We start from the raw sequence: 25,533 nt of genomic DNA, 5'->3' as shown, positions 1-25,533 counted from the left end.
ACCATGCGCACAGGCAGCCTCTGGAAAATTGTTGAACGGGCGAACGGCAGGGTTGATCCAGCCGAAGCCATCGACTTCGTTTCCGATCCCGCATTCGGCGGCATCGATGTGTTTATCGGCAAAGTGCGTGATCTCAACCAGGGACGTGGTGTGCAGGGCATCACCTATGACCTGTTCGAGCCGCTGGTCATGAACGAGTTCCAGCGCCTTGTCGCCGAGGTCGAGGCGGACTTCGGTCCGCGCATCAAGCTGTATGTGGCACATGCCAAAGGCCGGTTGGCGGTGGGCGATGTCGCCGTGGTGGTGGCTGCCGGAACGCCCCATCGCGATGAGGCGTTCCGGGCGTGCCGGCAGCTGATCGAGGCGGTGAAGCACCGTTCGCCGATCTGGAAACAGGAGCACTATCTGGACGGTGACAGCCAGTGGAGTGAGGGCTGCGCGTTGTGTGAGCCGGTCGTGGGGCCGGCGGACGAGAGACACGTTCATGAACACCCACACTGAGTCTTCACTTCTGGCCGGCATCGTGCTGGCCGGAGGTCTGTCCAGCCGGATGGGACAGGACAAGGCGCGGCTGCTGTGGCGCGGGCGGCCTTTACTGACGCACATGTGCGGGCTGCTTGAGCAGTCCGGTGCACGACCGGTCAGGGTGAGCGGTGACTATCCGGATTTCGACGCGGTACCCGACAAGCTGCCAGGTTGCGGCCCACTGGGCGGCTTGTACAGCGTGTTGCCGATACTTGAAGATGGTCCCGCGTGGGTGGTCCCGGTAGATATGCCGCGCTTGAACAAGGCATTGCTTGGGCGCCTGCGGGATGCCGGACCGGCGCCGTGCGTGATCTTCCAAGGGCAACCGCTGCCGATGCGGTTGAACATCGACGATGCATGCCGCAAGGTAGTGGCGTCCATGGTCCAGCAACGCGAAGGGCCGCGTTCCCTGCACGCCCTGCAAGCGCGCCTTGGCGTACTTGAGCTGCCCTTGTCGGACGATGTCGCTCCATGGCTGGTGAACTGCAATACCCCCGCACAATGGGAGGAGGTTGCATCATGAAAGTGCAGATTCACCGCCAATCGATACGATTGCGTATTGATGAGGCGGAATTGGCCAGACTCCTGGCCGGCCAGAGGGTGGAAAACCACACTCGTCTGGCTGCTGAGCGCTGCTGGTCGCAGACCCTGCGCCTGGTTCCTTCCGGTGAAGTCCTCATCACGGGTGATACGGCGATACTGCAGATCAGCCTTCCGCGCGATGCCGTGTTGGCGTTGCAGGCGCGGTTGCCGTGCCGTGACGGCCTGAGCTTTGACGTTGCTGCGGGCGGAGAACCGCTGCAGTTGCGGCTTGACGTGGATGTACGCGACAGCCTGCGACAGCGCGGTCCTTCGCGCCGGTCCGCGGCGGCCACATCCTCCATGGTTTGACATATATCAGGAAACCGGCGCGCAGGCGCCGTTGATTGATCCAGATCAATCGCGCCACCAGCGCGGCCCGGGCTTAATGGCGCCGGTGGCGCGATTGAGCACAGTAAAAGCACAGCAAGCCAGCGCCGTTTCATACCGCATTGGAGCCATGCATGACTGTCAGTGACGATGTCAAAACAGGCAAGAAGGCGAGCACAGGCCGGGTCATCACCGATTGGCGGCCTGAAGATCCCGACTACTGGGAACGCACAGGCAGGCGCGTCGCCACGCGCAACCTCCTCATTTCCATTCCCGCGTTGCTGCTGGCGTTTGCCGTATGGGTGCTGTTCTCCTCGGTGACCATCAGCCTGCCGCGCATCGGCTTCAACTTCAGTACCGATCAGCTGTTCTGGCTGGTGGCGCTGCCCAGTCTCTCCGGGGCCACGCTGCGCATTTTCTACTCGTTCGTTATTCCGATCTTCGGCGGGCGCCGGTGGACCGCATTGTCCACCGCCTCGCTGCTCATCCCCACGTTGTGGCTGGGCTTTGCGGTGCAGGATCTATCCACGCCCTACTGGGTGTTCGTGCTGATCGCGATGTTCTGCGGCTTTGGCGGTGCGAACTTCTCCTCCTCGATGTCCAACATCTCCTTCTTCTATCCCAAGCAGCGCCAGGGCTCGGCACTGGGGCTGAATGCGGGGCTGGGAAATGTCGGCGTCTCGGTGTCACAGGCGGTCATCCCGCTGGTGATCACGGCAGGCGTGTTCGGCGCACTGGGCGGGGCGCCACAGCCGACCATGGATGGTGGCGAGCCGCTGTTCCTGCAGAACGCCGGCTTCATCTGGGTGCCGGGCATTGTCCTGTTCGCGGTGGCCGCGTGGTTCGGCATGAACGACCTGACCAGCGCCCGCTCCTCGTTCTCCGAGCAGGCCGTCATCTTCCGCCGCAAGCACAACTGGCTGATGTGCTGGCTGTACATCGGCACCTTCGGTTCCTACATCGGCTTTTCGGCCGGGTTTCCGATGCTGGTCAAGAGCCAGTTCCCGGAAGTCAACCCGATGACCTATGCCTTCATCGGCCCGTTGCTGGGTGCGCTGATGCGCTCGGTGGGCGGCAGCATGGCTGATCGCTGGGGCGGCGCACGCCTGACGTTCTGGGTGTTCGCGCTGATGATCGCCGCGGTGTTCGGCGTGCTGCACTTCCTGCCCAGCAACGGCCAAGGCGGCAATTTCTACGGCTTCCTGCTCTCGTTCATGGCCTTGTTCGTACTCAGCGGTATCGGCAACGGGACCACGTTCCGGATGATTCCGGTGATCTTCCGCACCCTGCACGAGCGCCTGTCTGCCAGTGAGGGGGCCGAAGGCAAGAAGGCCTCTGCCCACCAGGCCAGCATCGAATCGGCCGCCGTGGTCGGCTTCTCCGGCGCGATCGGTGCCTATGGTGGCTTCTTCATCCCCAAGAGCTACGGCACTTCGATCAGTTTGACCGGCAGCCCGGACATGGCGCTGTACGGGTTCATCGTGTTCTACACCACGTGCCTGGCGGTGACGTGGTGGTGGTACTACCGGCGCGGCGCCGAGACGCCCTGTTGAGACAGCCACGCAGCGTAGCCACAAGACACACCCAGTCATGATGCAGAAGTTTGCGAACGGAGATTGACCATGAGCTACTTCCTTGATCGCTTGCAGTTCTTCAAGCGGGACCCACAACCCTTTGCCGATGGCCACGGGTTCAGCAAGAGCGAGAACCGCGACTGGGAGAACAGTTACCGCGCCCGCTGGCAGTACGACAAGATCGTGCGCTCCACCCACGGCGTGAACTGCACCGGCTCGTGCAGCTGGAAGATCTACGTCAAGAACGGCCTGGTCACCTGGGAAACCCAGCAGACCGACTATCCACGGACCCGCCCGGACCTGCCCAACCACGAGCCGCGTGGTTGTCCGCGTGGCGCCAGCTATTCCTGGTATCTGTACAGCGCCAACCGCCTCAAGTACCCGCTGATCCGCGGCACCTTGCTGCGCATGTGGCGGCAGGCACGCAAGACCCTGTCGCCGGTCGAGGCCTGGGCCAGCATCGTGCAGGACCCGGCCAAGTCGCGCGAGTACAAGCGCCGTCGCGGCATGGGCGGTTTCGTGCGGCTGAACTGGGACGAGGCCAACGAGATCATCGCCGCCTCCAACCTCTACACGACCAAGGAATACGGCCCGGACCGTATCGTTGGCTTCTCGCCGATTCCGGCCATGTCGATGGTGTCCTATGCCGCCGGTGCGCGCTATCTGTCGCTGCTCGGGGGCGCCTGCCTGTCGTTCTACGACTGGTATTGCGACTTGCCGCCGGCTTCGCCGCAGGTGTGGGGCGAGCAGACCGACGTGCCGGAATCGGCCGATTGGTACAACAGCCGCTACATCATCGCCTGGGGCTCGAACGTGCCGCAGACGCGCACGCCCGATGCGCATTTTTTCACCGAGGCGCGTTACAACGGTACCAAGACGGTGGCGATCTGCCCGGACTATTCCGAGCTGGCCAAGCTCACCGACCATTGGCTGCATCCCAAGCAGGGCACCGACGCTGCGCTTGCATTCGCTTTCGGTCACGTGATCCTGCGCGAATTCCACGTCGATACACCCTCGCAGTACTTCCAGGACTACTGCCGCCAGTACTCGGACATGCCGATGCTGGTGCGCATCGAGCGCCGTGCCGATGGCCGACTCGTACCGGGCCACTTCCTGCGCGCCAGCGAACTGGGCGGGCTGGGCGAGAGCAACAACCCCGAATGGAAGACGCTGGCGTTCGATGAGAACAGCGGCGACATCACTGTGCCCAATGGTTCGGTCGGTTTCCGTTGGGGTGAGAAGGGCAAGTGGAACATCGAGCAGAAGGCCAGCGATGGCCATGAGACCCGCCTGCGGCTGAGCCTGGCCGATATCCATGACGGCGTCGAGGCGGTGAGCTTCCCGTACTTTGGCGGCATCGAGAGCGACGGCTGGACCGCCGCGCCGGCCGAGGACGTGCTGGAGCGCAATATCCCGCTGCGCCGCCTGCCGCTGGCCGACGGCAGTGAGGCGCTGGTAGCCACCGTATATGACCTGCTGCTGGCGCAGTACGGCGTGGATCGGGGTTTCGGCGGCGGCAATGTCGCCAGGAGTTTCGATGACAACGTGCCGGGTACGCCGGCCTGGCAGGAGCGCATCACCGGCGTGTCGCGCGCCGAGGTGATCGAGATCGCTCGCGAGTTCGCCCGCACCGCCGACAAGACCCATGGCCGCAGCATGATCATCGTCGGCGCCGGCATGAACCACTGGTTTCACAACGATATGAACTACCGCGGCCTGATCAACATGCTGGTCATGTGTGGCTGCGTGGGCCAGACCGGCGGTGGCTGGGCCCATTATGTGGGCCAGGAAAAGCTGCGTCCGCAGACCGGCTGGCAGCCGCTGGCCTTCGGCCTGGACTGGAGCCGCCCGCCGCGGCAGATGAACGGCACCTCGTTCTTCTACTTCAATACCGGGCAGTGGCGTTACGAAAAGTTGCAGGTCAACGAACTGCTGTCGCCGCTGGCCGATCCTGCCAAGTACAGCGGCAGCCTGGCCGACCTCAACCTGCGTGCGGTGCGCATGGGCTGGCTGCCGAGCGCGCCGCAGCTGGACCGCAATCCGCTGCAGCTGGTGCGCGAGGCCGAACAGGCCGGCATCGCGCCGGCCGACTATGCACTGTCCAAGTTCAAGGACGGCTCGCTGGACTTCGCCTTCGCCGATCCGGATGCCGCGCAGAACCACCCGCGCATGATGTTCATCTGGCGCTCGAACCTGCTCGGCTCCTCCGGCAAGGGCCACGAGTACATGCTGCGGCATCTGCTCGGCACGCGCCATGGCCTGCAGGGCAAGGATCTGGGCGAGATGGGCGCGGTCAAGCCCGAGGACGTGAAGTGGCGTGACGAGGCTCCGGAAGGCAAGCTCGACCTGCTGGTGACGCTGGACTTCCGCATGTGCACCACCGCGCTGTACTCGGACATCGTGCTGCCCACCGCCACCTGGTACGAGAAGGACGACCTCAATACCTCGGACATGCATCCCTTCATCCATCCGCTGTCCAAGGCGGTGGACCCGGCCTGGGAATCACGCAGTGACTGGGAAATCTTCAAGGGCGTCGCGCGCACGCTCAGCGACATGGCCCCGGGCGTGCTCGGCGTCGAGAAGGACCTGGTGCTGGTGCCGACCTTGCACGACACGCCCAACGAACTGGGCATGCCGTTCGGCGTGGCCGACTGGAAGAAGGGCCAATGCGAGGCCATCCCCGGCAAGACGATGCCGAGCATGGCGGTGGTCGAGCGCGACTATCCCAACCTCTACCGCAAGTTCACCTCGCTGGGCCCGCTGCTGGACAAGCTCGGCAATGGCGGCAAGGGCATGAACTGGGATACCAAACACGAGGTGGAATTCCTCGGCAAGCTCAACCACACCGTGCGGGACGAAGGCATCAGTCACGGCCGGCCGGCCATTGATACCGCCATCGACGCCTGCGAAGTGATCCTGCACCTGGCACCGGAAACCAACGGCCATGTGGCGGTCAAGGCCTGGGAGTCGCTGGGCACCTTCACCGGTCGCGAGCACACGCATCTGGCGGTGGGCAAGGAGCACGAGACGATCCGCTTCCGTGACATCCAGGCACAGCCGCGCAAGATCATTTCCTCGCCGATCTGGTCCGGGCTGGAAGACGACAACGTCAGCTACAACGCCGGCTACACCAATGTGCACGAGCTGATTCCGTGGCGCACGGTGACCGGCCGCCAGCAGTTCTACCAGGACCACGAGTGGATGATCGACTTCGGTGAGGCCTTCATGGGCTATCGACCACCGGTCAACACCAAGACGGTGGCGCCGCTGCTGGGCAAACGCTCCAACGGCAACAAGGAAATCGTGCTGAACTGGATTACTCCGCATCAGAAGTGGGGCATCCACAGCACCTACAGCGACAACCTGATCATGCAGACGCTGTCGCGTGGTGGCCCCATCGTCTGGTTGAGCGAGGACGACGCGCGCAATGCCGGCATCGAGGACAACGACTGGATCGAGTTGTTCAACGTCAACGGGGCGATCGCCGCGCGTGCAGTGGTCAGCCAGCGCGTGATGCCGGGCATGGCGATGATGTACCACGCCCAGGAACGCATCATCAATGTGCCCGGTTCGGAAATTTCCGGTACCCGCGGTGGTATCCACAACTCGGTGACACGCATCGTGCTCAAGCCCACCCACATGATCGGCGGCTACGCGCAGCTTGCCTGGGGTTTCAACTACTACGGTACCTGCGGCACAAACCGCGACGAGTTCGTGATTGTGCGCAAGATGGACAGGATCGACTGGCTGGACGGCGAAGAGACCGCAGTTTCCGCCCGGGAGGTGGTGTGATGAAAGTTCGTGCCCAGATTGCGATGGTGTTGAACCTGGACAAGTGCATTGGCTGTCATACCTGTTCGATCACCTGCAAGAACGTGTGGACCTCGCGCGAGGGCGTCGAGTACGCCTGGTTCAACAACGTCGAGACCAAGCCGGGTATCGGCTATCCCAAGGAATGGGAAAACCAGGAGAAGTGGAACGGCGGCTGGGTGCGCACCCGCGCCGGCAAGCTGGTGCCACGCGCCGGCGGTCGCTGGCGCATGCTGGCCAAGATCTTCGCCAATCCGGATCTCCCGCAGATCGACGACTACTACGAGCCGTTCGATTTCGACTACCAGCATCTGCACGATGCACCGGATCTGAAGCACCAGCCGACCGCGCGGCCGCGTTCGCTGCTCACAGGCGAGCGGATGCAGAAGATCGAGTGGGGGCCGAACTGGGAGGAGATCCTGGGCACTGAATTCAGCAAGCGTTCGCGCGACTACAACTTCGACCAGGTGCAGAAGGAGATCTACGGCGCCTTCGAAAAGACCTTCATGATGTATCTGCCGCGCCTGTGCGAGCACTGCCTCAATCCGGCCTGCGTGTCCGCCTGCCCGTCTGGCGCGATCTACAAGCGTGAGGAGGATGGCATCGTCCTGATCGACCAGGACAAGTGCCGGGGCTGGCGCATGTGCGTGTCGGCCTGTCCGTACAAGAAGATCTACTACAACTGGAAGAGCGGCAAGTCCGAGAAATGCATCTTCTGCTACCCGCGGATCGAGATGGGCGAGCCCACGGTGTGTTCGGAAACCTGTGTGGGGCGCATCCGCTACCTCGGCGTGATGCTCTATGACGCCGACCGCATTGCCGAGGCGGCCTCGGTCGCAGCCGAGAAGGACCTGTATCAGGCGCACCTGGATATCTTCCTGGACCCGGAAGATCCGAAGGTGATCGAAGCGGCAAGGGCCGAGGGTATTCCGGACAGCTGGCTGGAAGCGGCCAAGGCCTCGCCGGTGTACAAGCTGGCCATCGACTGGAAGCTGGCGCTGCCACTGCATCCGGAGTACCGCACCTTGCCGATGGTCTGGTACGTGCCGCCGCTGTCGCCGATCCAGTCGGCGGCCGAGCGTGGCCGCGTCGGTATGAGTGGCGAGTTGCCGGACATCGCCTCGCTGCGCATCCCGGTACGGTATCTGGCCAATATGCTCTCGGCCGGTGACGAGATGCCGGTGGTGCGGGCGCTGGAGCGTTTGATGGCGATGCGTGCCTGGCGCCGGGCCAAGAACGTGGACGGTGTCGAGGACCACAAGGTGCTCGACCAGGTAGGGCTGAGCGCGGCGCAGGCCGAGGACATGTATCGCTACCTGGCCATCGCCAACTATGAAGACCGCTTCGTGATTCCCAGCGCCCACCGCGAGTACGCCAACGACGCCTTCGGTGAGCGCGGCGGCTGCGGCTTCACCTTCGGCAATGGCTGCAATGGTGACAGTCCGGCGGATCTGTTCGGCCAGCGCAAGAACACCACCTACGCGGTGCATCCCAACCGCCAGCACCGGCATGAGGTGGCCAAATGAGCCTGCTCAAACTGATCGGGGTGCTGCTGGATTACCCGCGGGAGGAACTGTGGCAGCACGGCGAGGAGCTGCTGCAGGCCTGTGATGATCCGGCGCTGTCGCCGGCCCGGCGCAAACAGCTGCGCCGGTTCGTCGAGGAGCTGCTGGCCAGCGATCCGCTGGACGCGCAGGACCGCTGGTTGGCCACCTTCGACCGTGGCCGTTCGATGAGCCTGCTGGTGTTCGAGCATATCCACGGCGAGTCGCGCGACCGGGGCCAGGCTATGGTCGATCTGATCGAGGCCTACCGGCGCAATGGCTTCGAGCTGGACGCCCGGGAACTGCCGGACTACCTGCCACTGCTGCTGGAGTACCTCTCGCACCGGCCGCAGGCCGAGGCCAAGGACTGGCTGCACCACATCGGCCATATCGCCGGCATGCTGGCCGCGCGCGCGGCCGAGCGGAAGCTGCCGCATGCGGCGCTGCTGGAGATACTGGTGGAAGTGGGTGAGGGCAAGGTCGACCTCGCGCTGTTGCGCCAGCGTGCCAGCGAGGAAGTGCGCGATGACAGCGTGGAAGCCATGGACCGCCTGTGGGAGGAGGAGGCGGTGCGCTTCGGCGCCGAGGCGCCCTCGCAGGATTGCGATCCTCCCCACCGTTCACCCGCGCGTGCCGTACACCGGGAGATGCAGCCATGAACTATTACCTGAACCAGTTCGCCTTCCAGTTCTATCCGTATATCGCGGTCGCTGTGCTGCTGATCGGCAGCTGGGCGCGCTATGACAAGGCCATGTACAGCTGGCGCACCGGCTCCAGTCAGCTGTTGTCCGATCGCGGCATGCGGATCGGCAGCAACTGCTTCCATATCGGCATCCTGGCGATTCTGGGTGGCCACCTGGTCGGACTGCTGACACCGCATGGGGTGTATGAGCACTTCATCACCTCCTCGCAAAAGCAGTTGCTGGCGATGGTGGTCGGTGGCCTCTTCGGTGCGCTGTGCTTCATCGGCATCGTGATCCTGCTGGTGCGCCGCCTGACCAATGCACGCGTGCGTGCCACCGGCAACTTCGGGGACGTGCTGGTGCTGGTGCTGCTGTTCGCGCAGCTGTGCCTGGGCATGTACAGCATCCGCATCTCGGCCGGGCACATGGATGGGAGCGTGATGGTCATGCTGGCCGAGTGGGCGCAGCACATCGTGACGTTCCGTGCCGGCGCTGCCGACTACGTCGAAGGCGTGCACTGGGTCTACAAGCTGCACATCTTCCTTGGCCTGACGTTGTTCCTGATCGCACCGTTCACCCGTCTGGTGCATGTCTGGAGCATCCCGATCAGCTATCTGTGGCGGCCGTACCAGGTGGTGCGCCGCCGCCAGGCCACGCTGCGCTACGGCCCGAGGGAGTGAGCCATGGGCAGCCTGCCAAGAATCCTGCCGATCACCGTGATCGACTCGGCCCAGCCGGTGCCGGTCGAAGCCGATCATCACCACGACGACGCGGCGCAGCAGGGGCCACGCTCGCTTGGGCAGCCGGCACCGTGCAGTCTGTTTGTCGATGACACACCCATCAGCGAGGCCGAGATAGCCCGCGAGATGCAGTTCCACCGCGCGATGCGGCCGGAACAGGCGCGTGCCGATGCCGCCCGTGCCCTGGTGGTGCGCGAACTGCTGCGTCGTGAGGCCCAGCGGCTGGGCCTGCACCAAGAGCAGGGCGACGGCGTCCATACGGATGAGGAACTGCAGATCCAGCGCCTGCTCGAGCAGCAGGTGGAGGACCGTGTGCCGAGCGAGAACGATTGTCGTCGCTATTTCGAGCAGAACCCCGAGCGCTTTCGTTCGCCCGACCGTATCCGCGTACGCCACATCCTGCTGGCTGCGCCCGCGGACGATATCGCCGGCCGCTTCAAGGCCCGCACCCAGGCCGAGCAGCTGGTCGCGCAGCTGGCTGAGCAGCTGCATCTGTTCGCCGATCTGGCACAGCGTTATTCGCAATGTCCCTCGAGCAGCGAAGGTGGCGATCTGGGATGGTTGCAGCGCGGCCAGACCACGCCGGAGTTCGATCGGCAGGTCTTCCGGTTGCGCCAAGGGTTGGCGGGCTTCCCGGTGGAATCCCGCTGGGGATACCACGTGGTGAGTGTGGATGCGCTTGAAGCCGGGCAGTCGCAGCGCTTCGAGCAGGTCCACACACAGATCCGCGACTACCTTGAGCTGCAGGTGCGCCAGCGCAACGTGCAGCAGTTCCTGTTGGAGCTGCGCGAGCGCTATCCCGTCCGCGGTCTTCAAGAAATTGAAGCCTTGGCCGAATGAACTGACGTTCTGGAGGAGTGGCGATGAGCCAAAGTCTGCAAGCAGTCACCCATGGGCAGAAACAACGCGCGTTGTGGTTGAGTACGTTCGCTTTCACCGTCTGTTTTGCGGTGTGGATGATCTTCTCGATCATCGGTATCCAGATCAGCGCGCAACTGGGATTGAACGACACCCAGTTCGGTCTGCTGATCGCCACTCCGGTGTTGACGGGCTCGTTGAGCCGGGTGTTCCTGGGCATCTGGGCCGACCAGTTCGGTGGCCGCAAGGTGTTGGTACTGGTGATGCTGTGCGGCGCCGTCGCCACCTGGATGCTCACGTATGCGCACACCTACCCGCAGTTCCTGTTCGCCGCGTTGTGTGTGGGTATCGCCGGTGGCAGCTTCTCGGTGGGGGTGGCCTATGTGTCCAAGTGGTTCCCGGCCAGCAAGCAGGGAACCGCGCTGGGCATTTTCGGTGCGGGCAACATCGGTTCGGCAGTCACCAAGCTGCTGGCGCCGATGGTGATGGTGGCCGCCGGTTGGACCATGGTCGCCAAGATCTGGGCGGTCGGTCTGGCCGTTGCCGCCGTGCTGTTCTACATCTTCAGCAAGGAGGACCCGCAGCTGGAACAGCGTCGCCGTGATGGCGTCAAGCCGATGCCGTTCTCCGAGCAGATGGCGCCGTTGAAGAACCTTCAGGTGTGGCGCTTCTCGCTGTACTACTTTTTCGTGTTCGGCGGCTTCGTGGCACTGGCGCTGTGGCTGCCGCATTATCTGGTGGGCGCCTACGGCATGGACGTGGCGACGGCCGGCATGCTGGCGGCCTGCTATTCGATTCCGGCCAGTCTGTTCCGCGTGGTCGGTGGCTGGCTGTCCGATCGCATCGGCGCCCGCCGGGTGATGTACTGGACCTTCAGCGTCTCGGTCATCTGCACTTTCCTGCTGGCCTATCCGGACACCGAATACGTGGTGAAGGGCATCAACGGTGAGCTTCGCTTCCACCTGGCCATCGGCGTGACCCTGTTCACCGTGCTGGTGTTCGTACTGGGGTTCTTTATGTCGCTGGGCAAAGCGGCGGTATACAAGCACATCCCGGTGTACTACCCCCACCACGTAGGTGCGGTAGGGGGTGTGGTAGGCATGATCGGTGGTCTGGGGGGGTTCATCCTGCCTATCGCGTTCGGCGCCTTGAATGATGCCGTGGGTATCTGGAGCAGCTGCTTCATGCTGCTGTTCGTGGTGGTTGCCGCAGCGCTGGCGTGGATGCATTTCGCGATCCGTCGCATGGAACGCCGACACTTCCCGCAGCTGGATGGCGAAACCGATCTGCCGGAAGCCATTGACGCCGGTGCCGCCGAAAAGCTGCGGCGCGTTTGATCCATATCAGGGAGCAGGGGGCGCGGCGTGCGCGAGGATGCAGACATACCAGTGGAGACCGCCGGGATGGACGACACCTCGTTGCACGCCGCATTGCTGGAGCAGCCGCGTCATGTCCTGTTTCCCGCATCCGGGCAGCTCAGTCACGGGTTCGGCGAGGCAGGGTGGCGTGCTGCGATGCTGGCCAGCAACGAACATCTGATCCCGCGCGACCTTACCTTGGGCTTCTGTGCCCCGCAGGGGGGCAAGGAGGATCCGGACGGGTTGCTTGAGGCGCTGCTGAACAGTCTTCGCCTGCATGCCAGCGTGGTGGCCGGTGATCGTGAAGTGGGCGCGATGGTGCTGCAGCTGGGCATGGCCGAGCATCTGCCGCCGCCGCTGCTCGGACGTCTCCTTGATGCCGTGCCACATCATCTTTCCACCATCGCCCGGCCACAGGTGGAGGTCAGGCTGGACGCGGCCAGCGGCGTTGCGCCGGGCGCACTGCGTGAGGTGGGCTGCACGCGGCTGACCGTGATCGACCATGCCGGCGCCGATGGCCCAGCGGTGCTGGCGCAAGGCCTGCATGCCGGGTTCACCGCATGCTATTACCAGTTGCGCATACCGGCACGGGATGACCTCTCCTTCCGGCAACGCCTCCAGGCCGTGCTGGCGTCGGCACCCGATCGCCTGCTGCTGCCTGCGCCGTGTGTGCTGCCAAGCCAGCCGGCAGCGGCGCACTGGCTGCAGGCCTGGCGAATGGTCCGTGCCGCGGGCTATCGCCCCATCGGCGGAGACCACTACCAGCGTCCTGACCTCACCCTGCCGGTACGCAATGGCGATGGCCAGCGCTACTGTGACTTGCTGGGCGTGCCGCGGCGCAAGCGCCACGACCTCCTCGGAATCGGGCCAGGCGCGAGCAGCCAGATTGGCAATGTCGTGTGCGAGATCGAGTCGCAGCCGCAGCGGTGGCGTCAATGTCTGGCGGCGGGCCAGCCGGGTGTGGCAGCCGGGCTGATCTTGTCCGGGCAGGAATGTCTGGTTGACGAGGTGGTACAAAGTCTTGCGTGTGACCATGCACTGGACATGCGTGCATTCGAATGGCGCAACACCGTGCCATTCGAGGAGTTTTTCCAGGATGCGATGGCGCGGGTTACCTCCTTCATCCAGTGCGGTTGGCTGCAGCGCGAAGGTCACGTGTTGCGGATCCAGAATGAAGGTGAGCTGTTGTGGCGTACGATTGCGGCGTGCTTCCGGCCTTCGACTGCTTCTGCATGATTTCGGAATGAATTCCTCCAGCCCAGCATCACGCGGTCCACCGGGAGCCGCCATAACCAATCCTGCCGCCGCCAACGACGGTGATGCCTTGAAATTCTGCAGCACCTGCGCGTTTTCCGATGCCTGCACTTCGCAGGGCTATGACAAGGGCGCGCTCGCCGAGCTGCACGTGCTGGTCGATCATGTCGGACCCTATCACGCCGGACAGTACATCTTCCGCGCCGGCGAGCCGTTTGAGGCCATCGCCGCCGTGCGCGCCGGCGTGGTCAAAACCTTCATCGATGACAGCCTGGGAAACGAGCAGGTACTGGGATTCAGCCTGCCGGGAGAGGTGATCGGCCTCAATGCGATCCATGGTGAGCGCTATCCCTGCAATGCGGTGGCGCTGGACACCGTGTCGCTGTGCCGGATCTCGTTTCCCCGCCTCAGCCTGCTGGCAACACGGATGCCGACACTGCAGGCCAAGCTGTTCAGCCTGCTCAGTGCAGAGATCGGCAAGGCCGCCGTGCTGGCGGCCAATTACCGCACCGAGGAGCGTATGGCCGCATTCTTGCTGGATATCTCCGCCCGCTACAGCCGGCGCGGATTTTCAGCCAATCGCTTCAATCTGACCATGACCCGCTCGGAGATCGCCAATTACCTGCGCATGGCGCCGGAAACCGCCAGCCGGGTGCTGCGACGCCTGAGCGATGACAAGGTCATCCTGGTCAACCAGCGGGAAATCATCCTGCTGCAGCCGGAACGGCTGGCGCAGATGGCGGCCCAGGACGATGCGAACGCGTGATGCCCGAACCAGGACCTGTCCATGAACACGTTGTTGTCATTGGTACTGATGTTTGCCGCGATTCCGGCCGCCGCAGCCGAACTGACCGTGTCGGCCGCGTCAAGCTTGACCGAAAGCTTCCGTGAAATAGCCGCAGCCTATGAAGCGGTGAATCCAGACATCCGTGTGGATCTGAATTTCGCCGCCTCCGGTGTGCTGCTGCAGCAGATCGCGCGCGGGGCACCGGTGGATGTATTCGCCTCGGCCGATCAAGCCACGATGGCGCTGGCCGCACAACGTGGTCTGGTGGTGCCTGCGACGCGGCAGATATTCGCCGTGAACAGCCTGTGGGTGGTGGTGCCGCCGCAGGCTCGGGTAAAGCCGGCATCACTGGTGGCATTGGCCGAACCGGGAGTCAGGCGGATAGCCATCGGCAATCCGGACAGCGTACCGGCCGGGCGCTACGCGCGCGAGGTGCTGCAGCAGGCGGGTCTGTGGCAAGCGCTGCAGCCGCGGATGATCAACACCCAGAATGTACGCCAGTCGCTGGACTATGTGGCACGGGGCGAGGTGGATGCCGGTTTCGTCTATGCCACCGACGCGCAGGCGATGCCTGGTCGCGTACATCGCGCGTTCCAGGTGCCGGTTCCGGGCGGTATCAGCTATCCGCTGGCAATGGTGAGAACGGCGCGGTCTCCCGCGCATGCACGTGCCTTCATGGCTTTCGTGCGTTCAGCGCAAGGGCAGGCCATTCTGCGCAGACATGGTTTCGGCAGTCCCTGATGGTCGACCTGGATTGGAGTGCCTTGTGGTTGTCGCTGAAGGTCGCCGGTTGGGCCACGCTGCTCAATCTCGTGTTCGGTGTCGCCCTGGGCGCGCTGCTGGCGCGGCGGCGCTTTCCAGGACGTGAGTTGCTGGACACGGTTCTCACTTTGCCGATGGTGCTGCCGCCCACCGTGCTCGGTTACTACCTGCTGGTACTGATCGGCAGCCATGGTCCGCTGGGAGCATGGCTGCTGGACAGCTTCGGTATCAATCTGGTTTTCACTTGGCAGGCGGCGGTGGTTGCCGCTGCAGTGGCATCGTTTCCGCTGGTGTTCAAGCCGGCCCGGGCGGCGTTCGAGAACGTCGACACCCAGCTGGAGCAGGCTGCGCGCACGCTGGGAATTTCCGAGATGGCGCTGTTCTTCCGGGTGACGCTGCCATTGGCATGGCGCGGAATTCTGGCCGGTCTGTTGCTGGCGTTCGCGCGTGCGATGGGCGAATTCGGCGCCACCATCATGGTGGCTGGCAGTATTCCCGGGCGCACCCAGACCCTGTCCATCGCCATCTACGAGGCAGTGCAGGCAGGCAACGACGGACGTGCCAATCTGCTGGTGATGGTGTCCTCGGTGGTTTGCATCAGCGTGCTTCTGCTCGCCTCGCGGCTGGTGGGGCGACAGCCAGGAGGCACACGTGATGTGGCTTGAGCTGGAGATCGCCTGCCACCTGCAAGCCGCCGGCCAGCATTTCCATTTGCAGGCGGAGCTGCGTTGCAGCCAGCCCCGCGTGGTGTTGTTTGGTCCTTCAGGCGCGGGCAAGAGCCTCACGCTGAAAGCCGTGGCAGGCCTGTTGCGGCCGGACAGCGGCCTGATCCGGCTGCATGGCCATACGTTGTTTGATGCCCGTGCGGGTGTCCACCTGTCACCACAACGGCGTCGGATCGGTTATGTGTTTCAGGACTACGCATTGTTTCCGCATCTGAGCGTGCGCCAGAACGTGGGCTTCGGTCTGCAGCGCGGTTGGTGCAACCCGGCGCGCGGGAGCCGTATCGCGGCGGTGGAGCAGTGGTTGCAGGCGTTCCGCATCGAGCACATCGGCGATCTGCTGCCTGCACAGATCTCCGGTGGACAGCGCCAGCGCACTGCACTGGCGCGCGCACTGGTGACGCAACCGCAGGCGCTGTTGCTGGATGAACCGTTCGCGGCGCTGGATCACCACTTGCGCGCGCACCTGCGTCAGGAACTGGAGACGGTCCTGGACCAGACCGGCATTCCGCTGCTGCTGATCAGCCATGACCCGGAGGACATGGACATGTTCGGCCAACAGGTGGCGCATCTGGTCGAGGGCCGGATAAAGAGTGGTTGATGGCTGTCCGCAGCGTGGCTGGACCAATGATCGGCGCAGCGCTGGGGTGGAAGACCCTGGCGCGCCGCGCCAGCAGCGACACATCCATCAGAGGGAGCCAGCAGGAGCGCTGCTTGCCAGTTGCGACTTTGTCCGCGCGCTTTCCAGAGCGGGTGCTGCTTGGCGGGGCCTTGGCCTGAGGCGGTGGGCTGTCGTCTACGCGCCGCCCGTCAACGCAGTGCCCGTTGCAACCTGGCCTTTGCTGACAAGCGCATGGCCGGGGGAGGGGAAGGTGTCCAGGGGCACGGGTCTTTCCTCTCTGTAGATCCCAACCTTGTAGCGACCCGCATTGCGACTCCATAAGGCAGGAAATGGCCGCCGTCGTTGAAAACAGCGGTCGTCGCGGACCTGCTTTTGCCGAACGCAACATCGCTAAGGAGCATTGAGGGCCATGCTTCATGCGCAGTTACCGCGCCCTGGATTGCCCAGTGTTGCCCCGCGTGGTTATGGGCGCTGTCGGACTGTCGCAGGCACAAAAAAGGCCGGAACCTTTGATTTCTCTAGGGTTTCCAGCCTTTGTTGTACCGTCCCAAGACGGCTATATGGTGGAGGTGGGCGGAATTGAACCGCCGTCCGAAGGCACTCCATCCCCGGTACTACATGCTTAGCTCACCGTTGGGTCTCGTCCTGTGGCAGCACGGTATGCGAAGCGCACCCCAAGACCAGCCTGTTTTGGTTAAGCCATGACTGACAGGCAGCCGTCACAGCCGGTTCCGTGATAATGACCCTACATCCACGAGCACGGGCACAAGTGGGTTCGGGGCTTACGCCTTAAGCGGCGAGAGCGTAGTTGTCGTCGTTGGCAACTAGAGTTTTGCAGCTGGATTTACGAGGAAAGCTACCCCCTCGGCATGCACCAAGCGACTTCATAACCCCCGTCGAAACCAGTGCACCCCCGGTTTCTTCGAGCCTTACAAGTCTTCAGCGATCCGTCCGCTGTTGCGGGGCGGGCCGATGCTCGACGTGGGTGATGGTACGGCAAAGCATCTGAATCGTCACGCGCTGCGCGCCGGTGCGCGGCTGGTCGGTTCATCTGACGCCCATCCTTTCGCCGTGTTTCTGGTGCAAATGCTGAATAGGCGGGGCACACGCGCCGCCCTCAAATGAAATGCGTCGGGTGCAGGTGCGATCAGCGAACCGTGGCTGTATAGACAGGCCGATGCAGACGCTCCGGGATCAGGTGGAGCGGCTGGCGCGTCGCTAACTGTTGTGTCGAATGCCGGACTGGAAACCAATCCAAGCGGGGCCAGCATCGCCGGGGCGTTCCGCGCGCCGGAGCGGCCAAGCGCGCAGGGGTTTGCTCAGGCGCTACGGTTGTGCGCACGCATGGCGCGCTGCTTCTCGCGGGCCCAGTCACGGTCCTTGGCGGCATCGCGCTTGTCGTGATCCTGTTTGCCCTTGGCCAGCGCGATCTCGAGCTTGATCTTGTTCTTGCTCCAGTACATCGCGGTGGGCACCAGAGTGTAGCCCTCACGCTCGACGCGGCCGATCAGTTTGTCGATCTCACGGCGGTGCAGCAGCAGTTTGCGCTGACGGCGGTCTTCAGCCACGACGTGGGTGGAGGCCTGGATCAGCGGGGTGATCTGCGCGCCGATCAGGTAGATCTCGCCATCTTTCACATACGCATAGGCGTCGGTCATATTGCCGCGACCGGCGCGGATGGCCTTGACCTCCCAGCCTTGCAGCACCAGTCCAGCCTCGACACGCTCCTCAAGGTGGTATTCGTGACGGGCACGCTTGTTGAGCGAGATGGTTTTGTCGACCGTCGCGCTCTTTGCTTTATCCTTGCCGGGTTTCTTGCTCATTTACATATTGTCTCCGATTCGGGGGCGTTCCGGACATTCTTTGTAATCCCATGCCTACCATCCGCCGCAGCGCTTTGGTCGAACACTCCGCAGGATGCATGTTCGACTTGGTCAATGACGTCTCCGCCTATCCGCGCCGCTTCCGCTGGTGCGACAAGGCCGAGATCCTGGAGCAGGGCGGTGATCGCGTTGTTGCCCGGCTCGATCTGGGGCTGGGCTCGTTCCGGACCTGGTTCATGACCGAGAACACGCTGCAGCGTCCGCACAGTATCGATATGCAGTTGCGTGATGGCCCGTTCAAGCGCCTGCACGGACGCTGGGAATTCCACTCGCTTGCGGAAGATGCCTGCAAGGTGACGTTGACGCTGGAGTTCGAGCCAACCTCGCGCTTGTTGGGTCCGGCGTTGGCGCTGGGTTTTCAGGGGCTGGCCGATCGCATGGTCAATGACTTCGTGCGCGTGGCCGATCAGGAGGCCTGAGGCATGCGCGTGGAAGTAGTGCTGGCCTGGCCGGATCGTTATCTCCGCCGCGAGCTGCAGTTGCCGGAAGGTTGTGTCGTGGCCGATGCGCTTGCAGAAGCGGCGCTGGTCGCAGACGGCGAAGTGGTGGCCTGCGCGGTTCATGGCGTCGTCGCGCGTCCAGAGCAGGTGCTTCGGGACGGGGATCGCATTGAGATGCTTCGGCCGCTGGTGGCCGATCCCAAGGAAAATCGCCGCCGGCGTGCGCGCGGCGGCTGAGGTTCAGCAGGCGGCGATCAGCGGCCGCCCTTCTTCTTGTCCTTGGCCAGATTGCGACCGAACTGGCGCACGCTGTTCTTGGCCAGCTCCGCATCCTGGGTGGCGAAGTAGTCGCCTTCCCAGCGCGTCACTGCATCGTTCTCGAAGAAAACAGTGAAATTCTTCACTTCGGTCTTGCCCAGGCGGTTCACACGTTGGCTGGCGGTGTAGTCCCAGCGCTGGGCGTGGAACGGGTCAGCAATCGAAGGTGTGCCCAGCAGCGCGTTGACCTGCTGCTTGCTCTGGCCGACCTGCAATTGCGCCACGGACTGCTCGCGGATCAGGTTGCCCTGATAGATGGGCTGCTTATAGATGATGCCGCAGCCAGTAGTGGACAGGGCGACAACGGCGATCAACAGGAGGTTGCGCATTGGGTAGGGCGGTTTTAGGAAATCAGGCCGATGATACACTCCCCGGCACCCTGCGCGATCTGACAGGAGACAACTGGCGTTAAACCGCCAATGAACAGGATGGCTATGGAATCCAATGAGCTGCGCAAAGTCGGTTTGAAAGTGACGCATCCCCGCATGCGCATTCTCGCTTTGCTCGAGCAGAACACCCCGCATCACCACCTTACGGCCGAAGACATCTATCGCCAGCTGCTTGATTGCGGCGATGAGATAGGTCTGGCCACGGTCTACCGTGTGCTGACCCAGTTCGAGGCGGCCGGTCTGGTGCTCAAGCACAATTTCGAAGGCGGTCAGGCGGTCTACGAGCTGGATCGCGGCGCCCACCATGACCATATGGTGGACATGGATACCGGCAAGATCATCGAATTTGAAAGTGCCGAGATCGAGGAGCTGCAGCGGAAGATCGCCGCCGAGCACGGGTTCGAGCTCGAAGAGCACTCGCTGGTGCTGTACGTGCGCAAGAAGCGGCGTTGAGCCCGGCTGCGGCGGAGCATCATCTGATCTCAAAAAAAACCGGCGCATGCGCCGGTTTTTTTTCTCACACTTCTGCCAGCAACTTGCGGGCCGCGGCGCGGGCCTCCTTGCTGACCTCGGCGCCGCCGAGCATGCGCGCCAGCTCTTCCTCGCGGCCCTTGCCGTCGAGCAGCTCCACCGCGCTCTGGGTCATGCCTTCCACCGGCGCCTTGCTGACCCGGTAGTGGGCGTGACCCTTGGAGGCGACCTGTGGCAGGTGGGTCACGCACAGTACCTGGCGGCGTTCGCCCAGCGCCCGCAGCTTGCTGCCGACGATGTCGGCGATGGCCCCGCCGATGCCCGAGTCCACCTCGTCGAACACCATCGTGGGCACCGCGTCCAAGCCCAGTGCGGCCACCTCGATGGCCAGTGAAATGCGCGACAGCTCGCCGCCGGAGGCGACCTTGCGCAGCGCCCGCGCCGGCTGGCCGGCATTGGCAGCCACCAGGAATTCGACCCGCTCGGCGCCATTGGGGTCCGGGCGGAGCTGCGCCTGCGGTTCCAGTTCGATCCGGAACTGGCCGCCGCCCATACCCAGTTCGCCAATCAGTTCAGTGGTGGTCTGCGACAGCGCCGCGGCTGCCCGGGTGCGGCCCAGGGTCAGAGCGGCGGCCTGCGCCTGCCAGTGCGCGCAGGCCTTGTCGATCTCGCCGGCCAGCCTGGCCAGACGTTCGTCGGCGCCGCGCAGCTGCTCCAGCTCGGCCTCGATACGGTCGCAGGTGCCTGCCAGCTCCTCCATCGGCACGCGGTGCTTGCGCGCCAGATCATGCAGACGCCCGAGGCGACGTTCGATGTCTTCAAATGCCTCCGGATCGCTGTCCAGGTCGTCCTGCACCCGGTCCAGCTGTACCAGGACCTCGTGCAGCTGGATGGCGGCGGCATCGAGCATGCTGTCGATCTCGCCCAGTCGCTGATCGTGCTGGCTGACCCGCGCCAGTTCGCCGCGAACCTGCTGCAGCTGGGCGAGCAGGGAGGGGCTGTCGTCGCCGTTGAGCAGGCCGCTGGCATGCTGGCAGGCCTCGATCAGGGCGGTGGAATGGGCCTGGCGGCGGTGGCTGGCGATCAGGGTGGCGATGGAAGCCGGCTCCAGCTCCTCGCGCTGCAGTTCGCCCAGCTGGTGTTCGAGAAAGCCGATGCGATCGGAGACATCACCCTGTTGCGACAGGGCCTCGCGCTCGTCCAGCAACGCCTGCCAGCGTGATGCGGCCAGGCGAACGGCGGCGCGCTCGGTCTCGTTGCGGGCGTAGGCATCCAGCAGTGCCAGCTGGCTGTGGCGGGCCAGCAGGGCCTGCTGCTCGTGCTGGCCGTGGATTTCGACCAGAAAGGCGGCCAGTTCGGCCAGTTGCGATACCGGTACCGGGCGGCCATTGATGAAGGCGCGCGAGCCGCCATCGGCGCGAATGACCCGGCGCAGCTGGCACTGTTCCTCGTCATCGAGTTCGTTGTCGCGCAGCCATTGCCGGGCGGGGGTGTCATCGCTGAGGCTGAATTCTGCTGACAGCTCGGCCCGGCTGGCGCCGTGGCGCACCACGCCGGAGTCGGCGCGCTGGCCGGAAAGGAAGCCCAGCGCATCGACCATCAGCGACTTGCCGGCGCCGGTTTCACCGGAAACCACGGTCATGCCGGGGCCGAACTCCAGTTCGGTGGCGCGTACTACTGCAAAATCCTTGATGGAAAGATGTCTGAGCATGGTCGGCAGGTCTTGGGGCCGCGCAAAACTAGCATGCGCGAAGGGCCGGGCAAATGTCCGGGGGGATTTTCCTGGCAGGGTAGGTGGTTGGCGTCTCACCGCGTGATTCTTGGCCTTGAAACCGCCGCCGCCGCCCACATACGGGGCAGGGTAGGCGGCTGAACTTCCGCCAGGGAACCGGAAATGAACCAAGAGCACCCAGAACTCGACCCCATTACCCCCGCTGACAGCGAAGCGGCCACTGATCCCCAGCAGGAGCAGATCCAGGCGCTGCGCGCCGAGCTGGAGCAGGTGAAGGCTGACGCGCTGCGTGAGCGCGCCGACCTGGAGAACCAGCGCCGGCGTGTGGCCCGCGATGTCGAACAGGCGCGCAAGTTTGCCAACGAGAAGCTGCTGGGTGAACTGCTGCCGGTGTTTGACAGCCTGGATGCGGGCCTTGCCGCCGCGGGCAGCGAGCCCAACCCGCTGCGCGAAGGGCTGGAACTGACCTACAAGCAGCTGCTCAAGGTGGCGGCCGACAACGGCCTGGCGCTGCTGGATCCGGCCGGGGAAACCTTCAATCCGGAGCACCACCAGGCCATCAGCCAAGTGGATGCGCCGGCTGGCGTGAACCCCGGCGCGGTCGTGACCGTGTTCCAGAAGGGCTACCTGCTCAACGAGCGCCTGCTGCGTCCGGCGCTGGTGGTGGTGGCCCGGGTCGACTGACCCGCAGGCTGGCCGCCGGTTAAACGGCGCCGGCCATCCGCAAACCGTGTTCCGGGGGTGGCTTGAATGTCACCACGCCATCCCCCACATCCCATTCATCCCCGGCGGCTGCCGGCAAACGAATCCTCAGGAGTCCCCCATGGGCAAGATCATTGGTATCGACCTCGGCACCACCAACTCGTGCGTGGCGATCATGGACGGCGGCAAGGCCCGCGTCATCGAAAACTCGGAAGGCGATCGCACCACGCCCTCCATCGTCGCCTATACCAAGGACGGCGAAGTGCTGGTGGGCGCCTCGGCAAAGCGCCAGGCCGTCACCAACCCGAAGAACACCTTCTATGCGGTGAAGCGCCTGATCGGCCGCAAGTTCACCGACGGTGAAGTGCAGAAAGACATCGCCCACGTTCCCTACGGCATCCTGGCCCATGACAACGGCGATGCCTGGGTGCAGACCAGCGACGGCAAGAAGATGGCGCCGCAGGAAATCTCCGCGCGCGTGCTGGAAAAGATGAAGAAGACCGCCGAGGACTTCCTCGGTGAGAAGGTCACCGAAGCGGTCATCACCGTGCCGGCCTACTTCAACGACAGCCAGCGCCAGGCGACCAAGGACGCCGGCCGCATCGCCGGTCTGGACGTCAAGCGCATCATCAACGAGCCGACCGCTGCGGCTCTGGCTTATGGCCTGGACAAGGGCGACAACAAGGATCGCAAGATCGTTGTCTACGATCTGGGCGGCGGCACTTTCGACGTGTCGATCATCGAGATCGCCAACGTCGACGGCGAGAAGCAGTTCGAAGTGCTGGCCACCAACGGTGACACCTTCCTGGGCGGCGAAGATTTCGACAACCGCGTCATCGAGTACCTGGTGGAAGAGTTCCAGAAGGACCAGGGCATCGACCTGCGCAAGGATCCGCTGGCCCTGCAGCGCCTGAAGGATGCTGCCGAGCGCGCCAAGATCGAGCTGTCGTCCGCGCAGCAGACCGAAGTCAACCTGCCGTACGTCACCGCCGATGCCTCCGGTCCGAAGCACCTGAACATCAAGCTGACCCGTGCAAAGCTCGAGGCGCTGGTGGAAGACCTGGTCAAGAAGTCGATCGAGCCGTGCCGTGTTGCGCTCAATGACGCCGGCCTGCGTTCGAGCGACATCAACGAAGTGATCCTGGTCGGTGGCCAGACCCGCATGCCGAAGGTGCAGCAGGCCGTGAGCGAGTTCTTCGGCAAGGAGCCGCGCAAGGACGTCAATCCGGACGAAGCCGTGGCACTGGGTGCCGCGATCCAGGGTGGCGTGCTGGGCGGCGACGTCAAGGACGTGCTGCTGCTGGACGTGACCCCGCTGTCGCTGGGTATCGAGACCATGGGTGGCGTGTTCACCAAGATCATCGAGAAGAACACCACGATCCCGACCAAGGCTTCGCAGATCTTCTCGACCGCCGAGGACAACCAGTCGGCCGTGACCGTGCACGTGCTGCAGGGTGAGCGTGAGCAGGCCCGCTACAACAAGTCGCTGGCCAAGTTCGACCTGTCCGGCATCGAGCCGGCCCCGCGTGGCATGCCGCAGGTGGAAGTGTCCTTCGACATCGACGCCAACGGCATCCTGCATGTGTCGGCCAAGGACAAGAAGACCAACAAGGAGCAGAAGGTCGAGATCAAGGCCGGCTCGGGTCTGTCCGAGGAAGAGATCGCACGCATGGTCGCCGATGCGGAAGCCAACCGTGAGGAAGACAAGAAGTTCCAGGAGCTGGTGCAGACCCGCAACCAGGCCGATGGTCTGATCCACGCGACCCGCAGTGCCATCACCGAGCACGGCAGCAAGGTCGGCGGCGATGTCATCGGCAAGGTCGAGGCGGCACTTGCCGATCTGGAAACGGCGATGAAGGGCGACGACAAGGCGCAGATCGAAGCCAAGTCCAAGTCGCTGGAAGAAGCCGGCCAGGCGCTGTTTGCTGCGGCTTCGGCGGGCGAGCAGGGCGGCACGGCCGATGCCGGTGCCGGTCAGTCCAGCGATGACGTGGTCGATGCCGAGTTTACCGAGGTCAAGGACGACAAGAAGTCCTGATCCGGCGGTGGAACGGGGTGGTGGCGCAGGCCATCGCCCCGTTCCCCCCCCCCTGCAACAACTGGTCCTGACAGAAGGGTAAGCCGGCGTCGGGGCGGCCAACAGAGGAGCGGAAGCGGTTTTCGCTCCTTTGTTTTGACGAATCCCGAGTGACGGAACTCTATTCCTGAAATGAGCAAGCGCGATTACTACGAAGTGCTGGGTGTTTCCCGCACTGCCAATGACGAAGAGCTGAAGAAGGCCTATCGCCGTTGCGCGATGAAGCACCATCCCGACCGCAATCCGGGAGACTCCGCGGCCGAAGCGGCGTTCAAGGAGTGCAAGGAGGCGTACGAAGTCCTGTCCGATGGCAACAAGCGGCGCATGTACGACACCCACGGTCATGCCGCGTTCGAGCATGGCATGGGGGGTGGGGGCGGCCACGGCGGCCCCGACATGAACGACATCTTCGGCGACATCTTCGGCAATATTTTCGGGGGCGGTGGCGGCCCGCGCCAGCCGCGTCGCGGGGCCGACATCGGCTATGTGATGGAGCTTGACCTGGAGGAGGCGGTGGCCGGCGTCGAACGCCGCATCGAGATTCCCACCTTGGCCGAGTGCGACGACTGCGATGGCAGCGGCTCGGAAGACCGCAAGGTCGAGACCTGCAACGTCTGCGGCGGACGCGGCCAGGTGCGGGTGCAGCGTGGCATCTTCGCCATGCAGCAGGCTTGCCACAACTGCGGCGGCCGTGGCCAGATCATCGCCAAGCCCTGCAAGACCTGCCACGGCAACGGCCGGGTGGAGGAAGACAAGGTGCTCTCGGTCAAGGTGCCCGCGGGCGTGGACAGCGGTGATCGCATCCGCCTGCAGGGCGAGGGCGAGGCCGGTCCGCCGGGCACGCCGCCGGGCGATCTGTATGTGGAAATCCGCGTTCGCGAGCATGCAATCTTCACCCGCGATGGCGACGACCTGCATTGCGAAGTGCCGGTGCGTATCTCGCAGGCGGCGCTGGGCGACACGATCCGGGTGGCCACACTCGGGGGCGAGGCGGAGATCCGCATTCCGGCCGAGACCCAGACCGGCAAGCTGTTCCGCCTGCGCGGCAAGGGCGTCAAGTCGGTGCGCAGCCGCACCGAAGGGGACCTGTACTGCCGCATCGTGGTGGAAACTCCGGTCAACCTGACGGCCGAACAGCGCAAGCTGCTGGAACAGTTCGAGGCCAGCTTCAGTGGCGAGGACGCGCGCAAGCATTCGCCCAAATCGGCCACGTTCATTGATGGCGTCAAGGGGTTCTGGGACCGCATGACCTCCACCTGACCGGTTAGTTTTCAGCAATGACAAAGCCGCAGCTTGCTGCGGCTTTGTTGTTTCCGTGCGCGGCGTTGGTTGCGCACGCAATCTACGCCGTCGCCTCGGGGGTGTGCGGACGT

Annotated in this window: 24 protein-coding genes and 1 other RNA gene; 21 read left to right on the top strand and 4 right to left on the bottom strand. The window is 64.0% G+C overall.

Annotation, left to right across the window (positions count from 1 at the left end):
* Positions 1–3: 3 nt before the first annotated feature.
* The 15 genes from ACVOMC_RS12805 to ACVOMC_RS12735 all read left to right on the top strand — a co-directional run bounded on the left by ACVOMC_RS12805 (position 4) and on the right by ACVOMC_RS12735 (position 16,127).
* Positions 4–501, top strand: coding sequence for a molybdenum cofactor biosynthesis protein MoaE (locus tag ACVOMC_RS12805; protein ID WP_054656889.1), 498 nt, complete (start codon positions 4–6; stop codon positions 499–501).
* A complete protein-coding gene (gene mobA, locus ACVOMC_RS12800) occupies positions 485–1,048 on the top strand; it encodes a molybdenum cofactor guanylyltransferase (protein ID WP_481524264.1) in 564 nt (187 codons plus the stop codon). Before ACVOMC_RS12805 ends, mobA begins: the two co-directional genes overlap by 17 nt.
* Complete coding sequence (locus ACVOMC_RS12795; RefSeq protein WP_481524263.1) at positions 1,045–1,416, top strand: DUF7009 family protein; 372 nt, start codon at positions 1,045–1,047, stop codon at positions 1,414–1,416. The genes mobA and ACVOMC_RS12795 overlap by 4 nt, the downstream gene beginning before the upstream one ends.
* 152 nt (positions 1,417–1,568) lie before the next feature.
* Positions 1,569–2,987: a NarK family nitrate/nitrite MFS transporter gene (locus ACVOMC_RS12790; protein ID WP_481524262.1), complete on the top strand. Its 1,419-nt coding sequence runs from the start codon at positions 1,569–1,571 to the stop codon at positions 2,985–2,987.
* 69 nt (positions 2,988–3,056) lie between these two features.
* Positions 3,057–6,800, top strand: a complete 3,744-nt coding sequence (locus ACVOMC_RS12785) for a nitrate reductase subunit alpha (RefSeq protein WP_481524261.1) — start codon at positions 3,057–3,059, stop codon at positions 6,798–6,800.
* Positions 6,800–8,344 carry a nitrate reductase subunit beta gene (gene narH / locus ACVOMC_RS12780; RefSeq protein ID WP_481524260.1) on the top strand — a complete coding sequence of 515 codons (1,545 nt, stop codon included), beginning with the start codon at positions 6,800–6,802 and terminating at the stop codon, positions 8,342–8,344. The genes ACVOMC_RS12785 and narH overlap by 1 nt, the downstream gene beginning before the upstream one ends.
* On the top strand, positions 8,341–9,021 hold the full coding sequence (gene narJ, locus ACVOMC_RS12775; protein WP_481524259.1) for a nitrate reductase molybdenum cofactor assembly chaperone: 681 nt from the start codon (positions 8,341–8,343) through the stop codon (positions 9,019–9,021). Before narH ends, narJ begins: the two co-directional genes overlap by 4 nt.
* Positions 9,018–9,725, top strand: a complete 708-nt coding sequence (gene narI, locus ACVOMC_RS12770; protein ID WP_054656899.1) for a respiratory nitrate reductase subunit gamma — start codon at positions 9,018–9,020, stop codon at positions 9,723–9,725. Before narJ ends, narI begins: the two co-directional genes overlap by 4 nt.
* Positions 9,726–9,728: 3 nt before the next feature.
* Positions 9,729–10,625, top strand: a complete 897-nt coding sequence (locus ACVOMC_RS12765; protein ID WP_481524258.1) for a peptidylprolyl isomerase — start codon at positions 9,729–9,731, stop codon at positions 10,623–10,625.
* 23 nt (positions 10,626–10,648) lie between these two features.
* Positions 10,649–11,980 (top strand): MFS transporter, encoded by a 1,332-nt coding sequence (locus ACVOMC_RS12760; RefSeq protein WP_481524257.1) that lies wholly within the window; start codon positions 10,649–10,651, stop codon positions 11,978–11,980.
* A gap of 66 nt (positions 11,981–12,046) precedes the next feature.
* Entirely contained in the window at positions 12,047–13,237 is a 1,191-nt protein-coding gene (locus tag ACVOMC_RS12755; RefSeq protein WP_481524256.1) for a coproporphyrinogen III oxidase, read from the top strand.
* Between the two features lie 7 nt (positions 13,238–13,244).
* Entirely contained in the window at positions 13,245–14,021 is a 777-nt protein-coding gene (locus ACVOMC_RS12750) for a helix-turn-helix domain-containing protein (protein WP_481524255.1), read from the top strand.
* Between the two features lie 21 nt (positions 14,022–14,042).
* Positions 14,043–14,783 (top strand): molybdate ABC transporter substrate-binding protein, encoded by a 741-nt coding sequence (modA, locus tag ACVOMC_RS12745; RefSeq protein WP_481524254.1) that lies wholly within the window; start codon positions 14,043–14,045, stop codon positions 14,781–14,783.
* Positions 14,783–15,469, top strand: coding sequence for a molybdate ABC transporter permease subunit (modB, locus tag ACVOMC_RS12740; RefSeq protein WP_481524253.1), 687 nt, complete (start codon positions 14,783–14,785; stop codon positions 15,467–15,469). Before modA ends, modB begins: the two co-directional genes overlap by 1 nt.
* Complete coding sequence (locus tag ACVOMC_RS12735; protein ID WP_481524252.1) at positions 15,459–16,127, top strand: sulfate/molybdate ABC transporter ATP-binding protein; 669 nt, start codon at positions 15,459–15,461, stop codon at positions 16,125–16,127. Before modB ends, ACVOMC_RS12735 begins: the two co-directional genes overlap by 11 nt.
* Before the next feature lie 582 nt (positions 16,128–16,709).
* On the opposite strand, the gene ssrA is transcribed toward ACVOMC_RS12735, so the two are convergent.
* Positions 16,710–17,063, bottom strand: a transfer-messenger RNA (tmRNA) gene (gene ssrA / locus ACVOMC_RS12730).
* Between the two features lie 404 nt (positions 17,064–17,467).
* A complete protein-coding gene (gene smpB / locus ACVOMC_RS12725; RefSeq protein WP_481524251.1) occupies positions 17,468–17,971 on the bottom strand; it encodes an SsrA-binding protein SmpB in 504 nt (167 codons plus the stop codon).
* 50 nt (positions 17,972–18,021) lie between these two features.
* On the opposite strand from smpB, the gene ACVOMC_RS12720 reads away from it, so the two are divergent.
* Together ACVOMC_RS12720 and ACVOMC_RS12715 are read left to right on the top strand one after the other, a co-directional pair.
* Entirely contained in the window at positions 18,022–18,450 is a 429-nt protein-coding gene (locus ACVOMC_RS12720; protein ID WP_054656916.1) for a type II toxin-antitoxin system RatA family toxin, read from the top strand.
* 3 nt (positions 18,451–18,453) lie between these two features.
* Positions 18,454–18,708: an RnfH family protein gene (locus ACVOMC_RS12715; RefSeq protein WP_054656918.1), complete on the top strand. Its 255-nt coding sequence runs from the start codon at positions 18,454–18,456 to the stop codon at positions 18,706–18,708.
* Between the two features lie 17 nt (positions 18,709–18,725).
* Here the strand turns inward: ACVOMC_RS12715 and ACVOMC_RS12710 are convergent, their stop codons facing one another.
* A complete protein-coding gene (locus ACVOMC_RS12710; protein ID WP_054656920.1) occupies positions 18,726–19,118 on the bottom strand; it encodes an outer membrane protein assembly factor BamE in 393 nt (130 codons plus the stop codon).
* 105 nt (positions 19,119–19,223) lie between these two features.
* Between ACVOMC_RS12710 and fur the strand changes: the two genes are divergently transcribed.
* Positions 19,224–19,631, top strand: coding sequence for a ferric iron uptake transcriptional regulator (gene fur / locus ACVOMC_RS12705; RefSeq protein ID WP_054656922.1), 408 nt, complete (start codon positions 19,224–19,226; stop codon positions 19,629–19,631).
* A gap of 64 nt (positions 19,632–19,695) precedes the next feature.
* Here the strand turns inward: fur and recN are convergent, their stop codons facing one another.
* Positions 19,696–21,360, bottom strand: coding sequence for a DNA repair protein RecN (gene recN / locus ACVOMC_RS12700; RefSeq protein WP_481524250.1), 1,665 nt, complete (start codon positions 21,358–21,360; stop codon positions 19,696–19,698).
* Between the two features lie 183 nt (positions 21,361–21,543).
* On the opposite strand from recN, the gene grpE reads away from it, so the two are divergent.
* From grpE to dnaJ, 3 genes are all read left to right on the top strand, one after another.
* Complete coding sequence (gene grpE, locus ACVOMC_RS12695) at positions 21,544–22,065, top strand: nucleotide exchange factor GrpE (RefSeq protein WP_054658282.1); 522 nt, start codon at positions 21,544–21,546, stop codon at positions 22,063–22,065.
* 139 nt (positions 22,066–22,204) lie between these two features.
* A complete protein-coding gene (dnaK, locus tag ACVOMC_RS12690) occupies positions 22,205–24,121 on the top strand; it encodes a molecular chaperone DnaK (protein WP_054658284.1) in 1,917 nt (638 codons plus the stop codon).
* A gap of 171 nt (positions 24,122–24,292) precedes the next feature.
* Positions 24,293–25,420 (top strand): molecular chaperone DnaJ, encoded by a 1,128-nt coding sequence (gene dnaJ, locus ACVOMC_RS12685; protein ID WP_481524249.1) that lies wholly within the window; start codon positions 24,293–24,295, stop codon positions 25,418–25,420.
* The last annotated feature ends 113 nt before the right edge of the window (positions 25,421–25,533 follow it).

The organism is Stenotrophomonas sp. STEN014 (assembly GCF_056760315.1).
The sequence above is the reverse complement of the archived record's forward strand: the minus strand, read 5'-3'. Positions and strand labels throughout refer to the sequence as shown.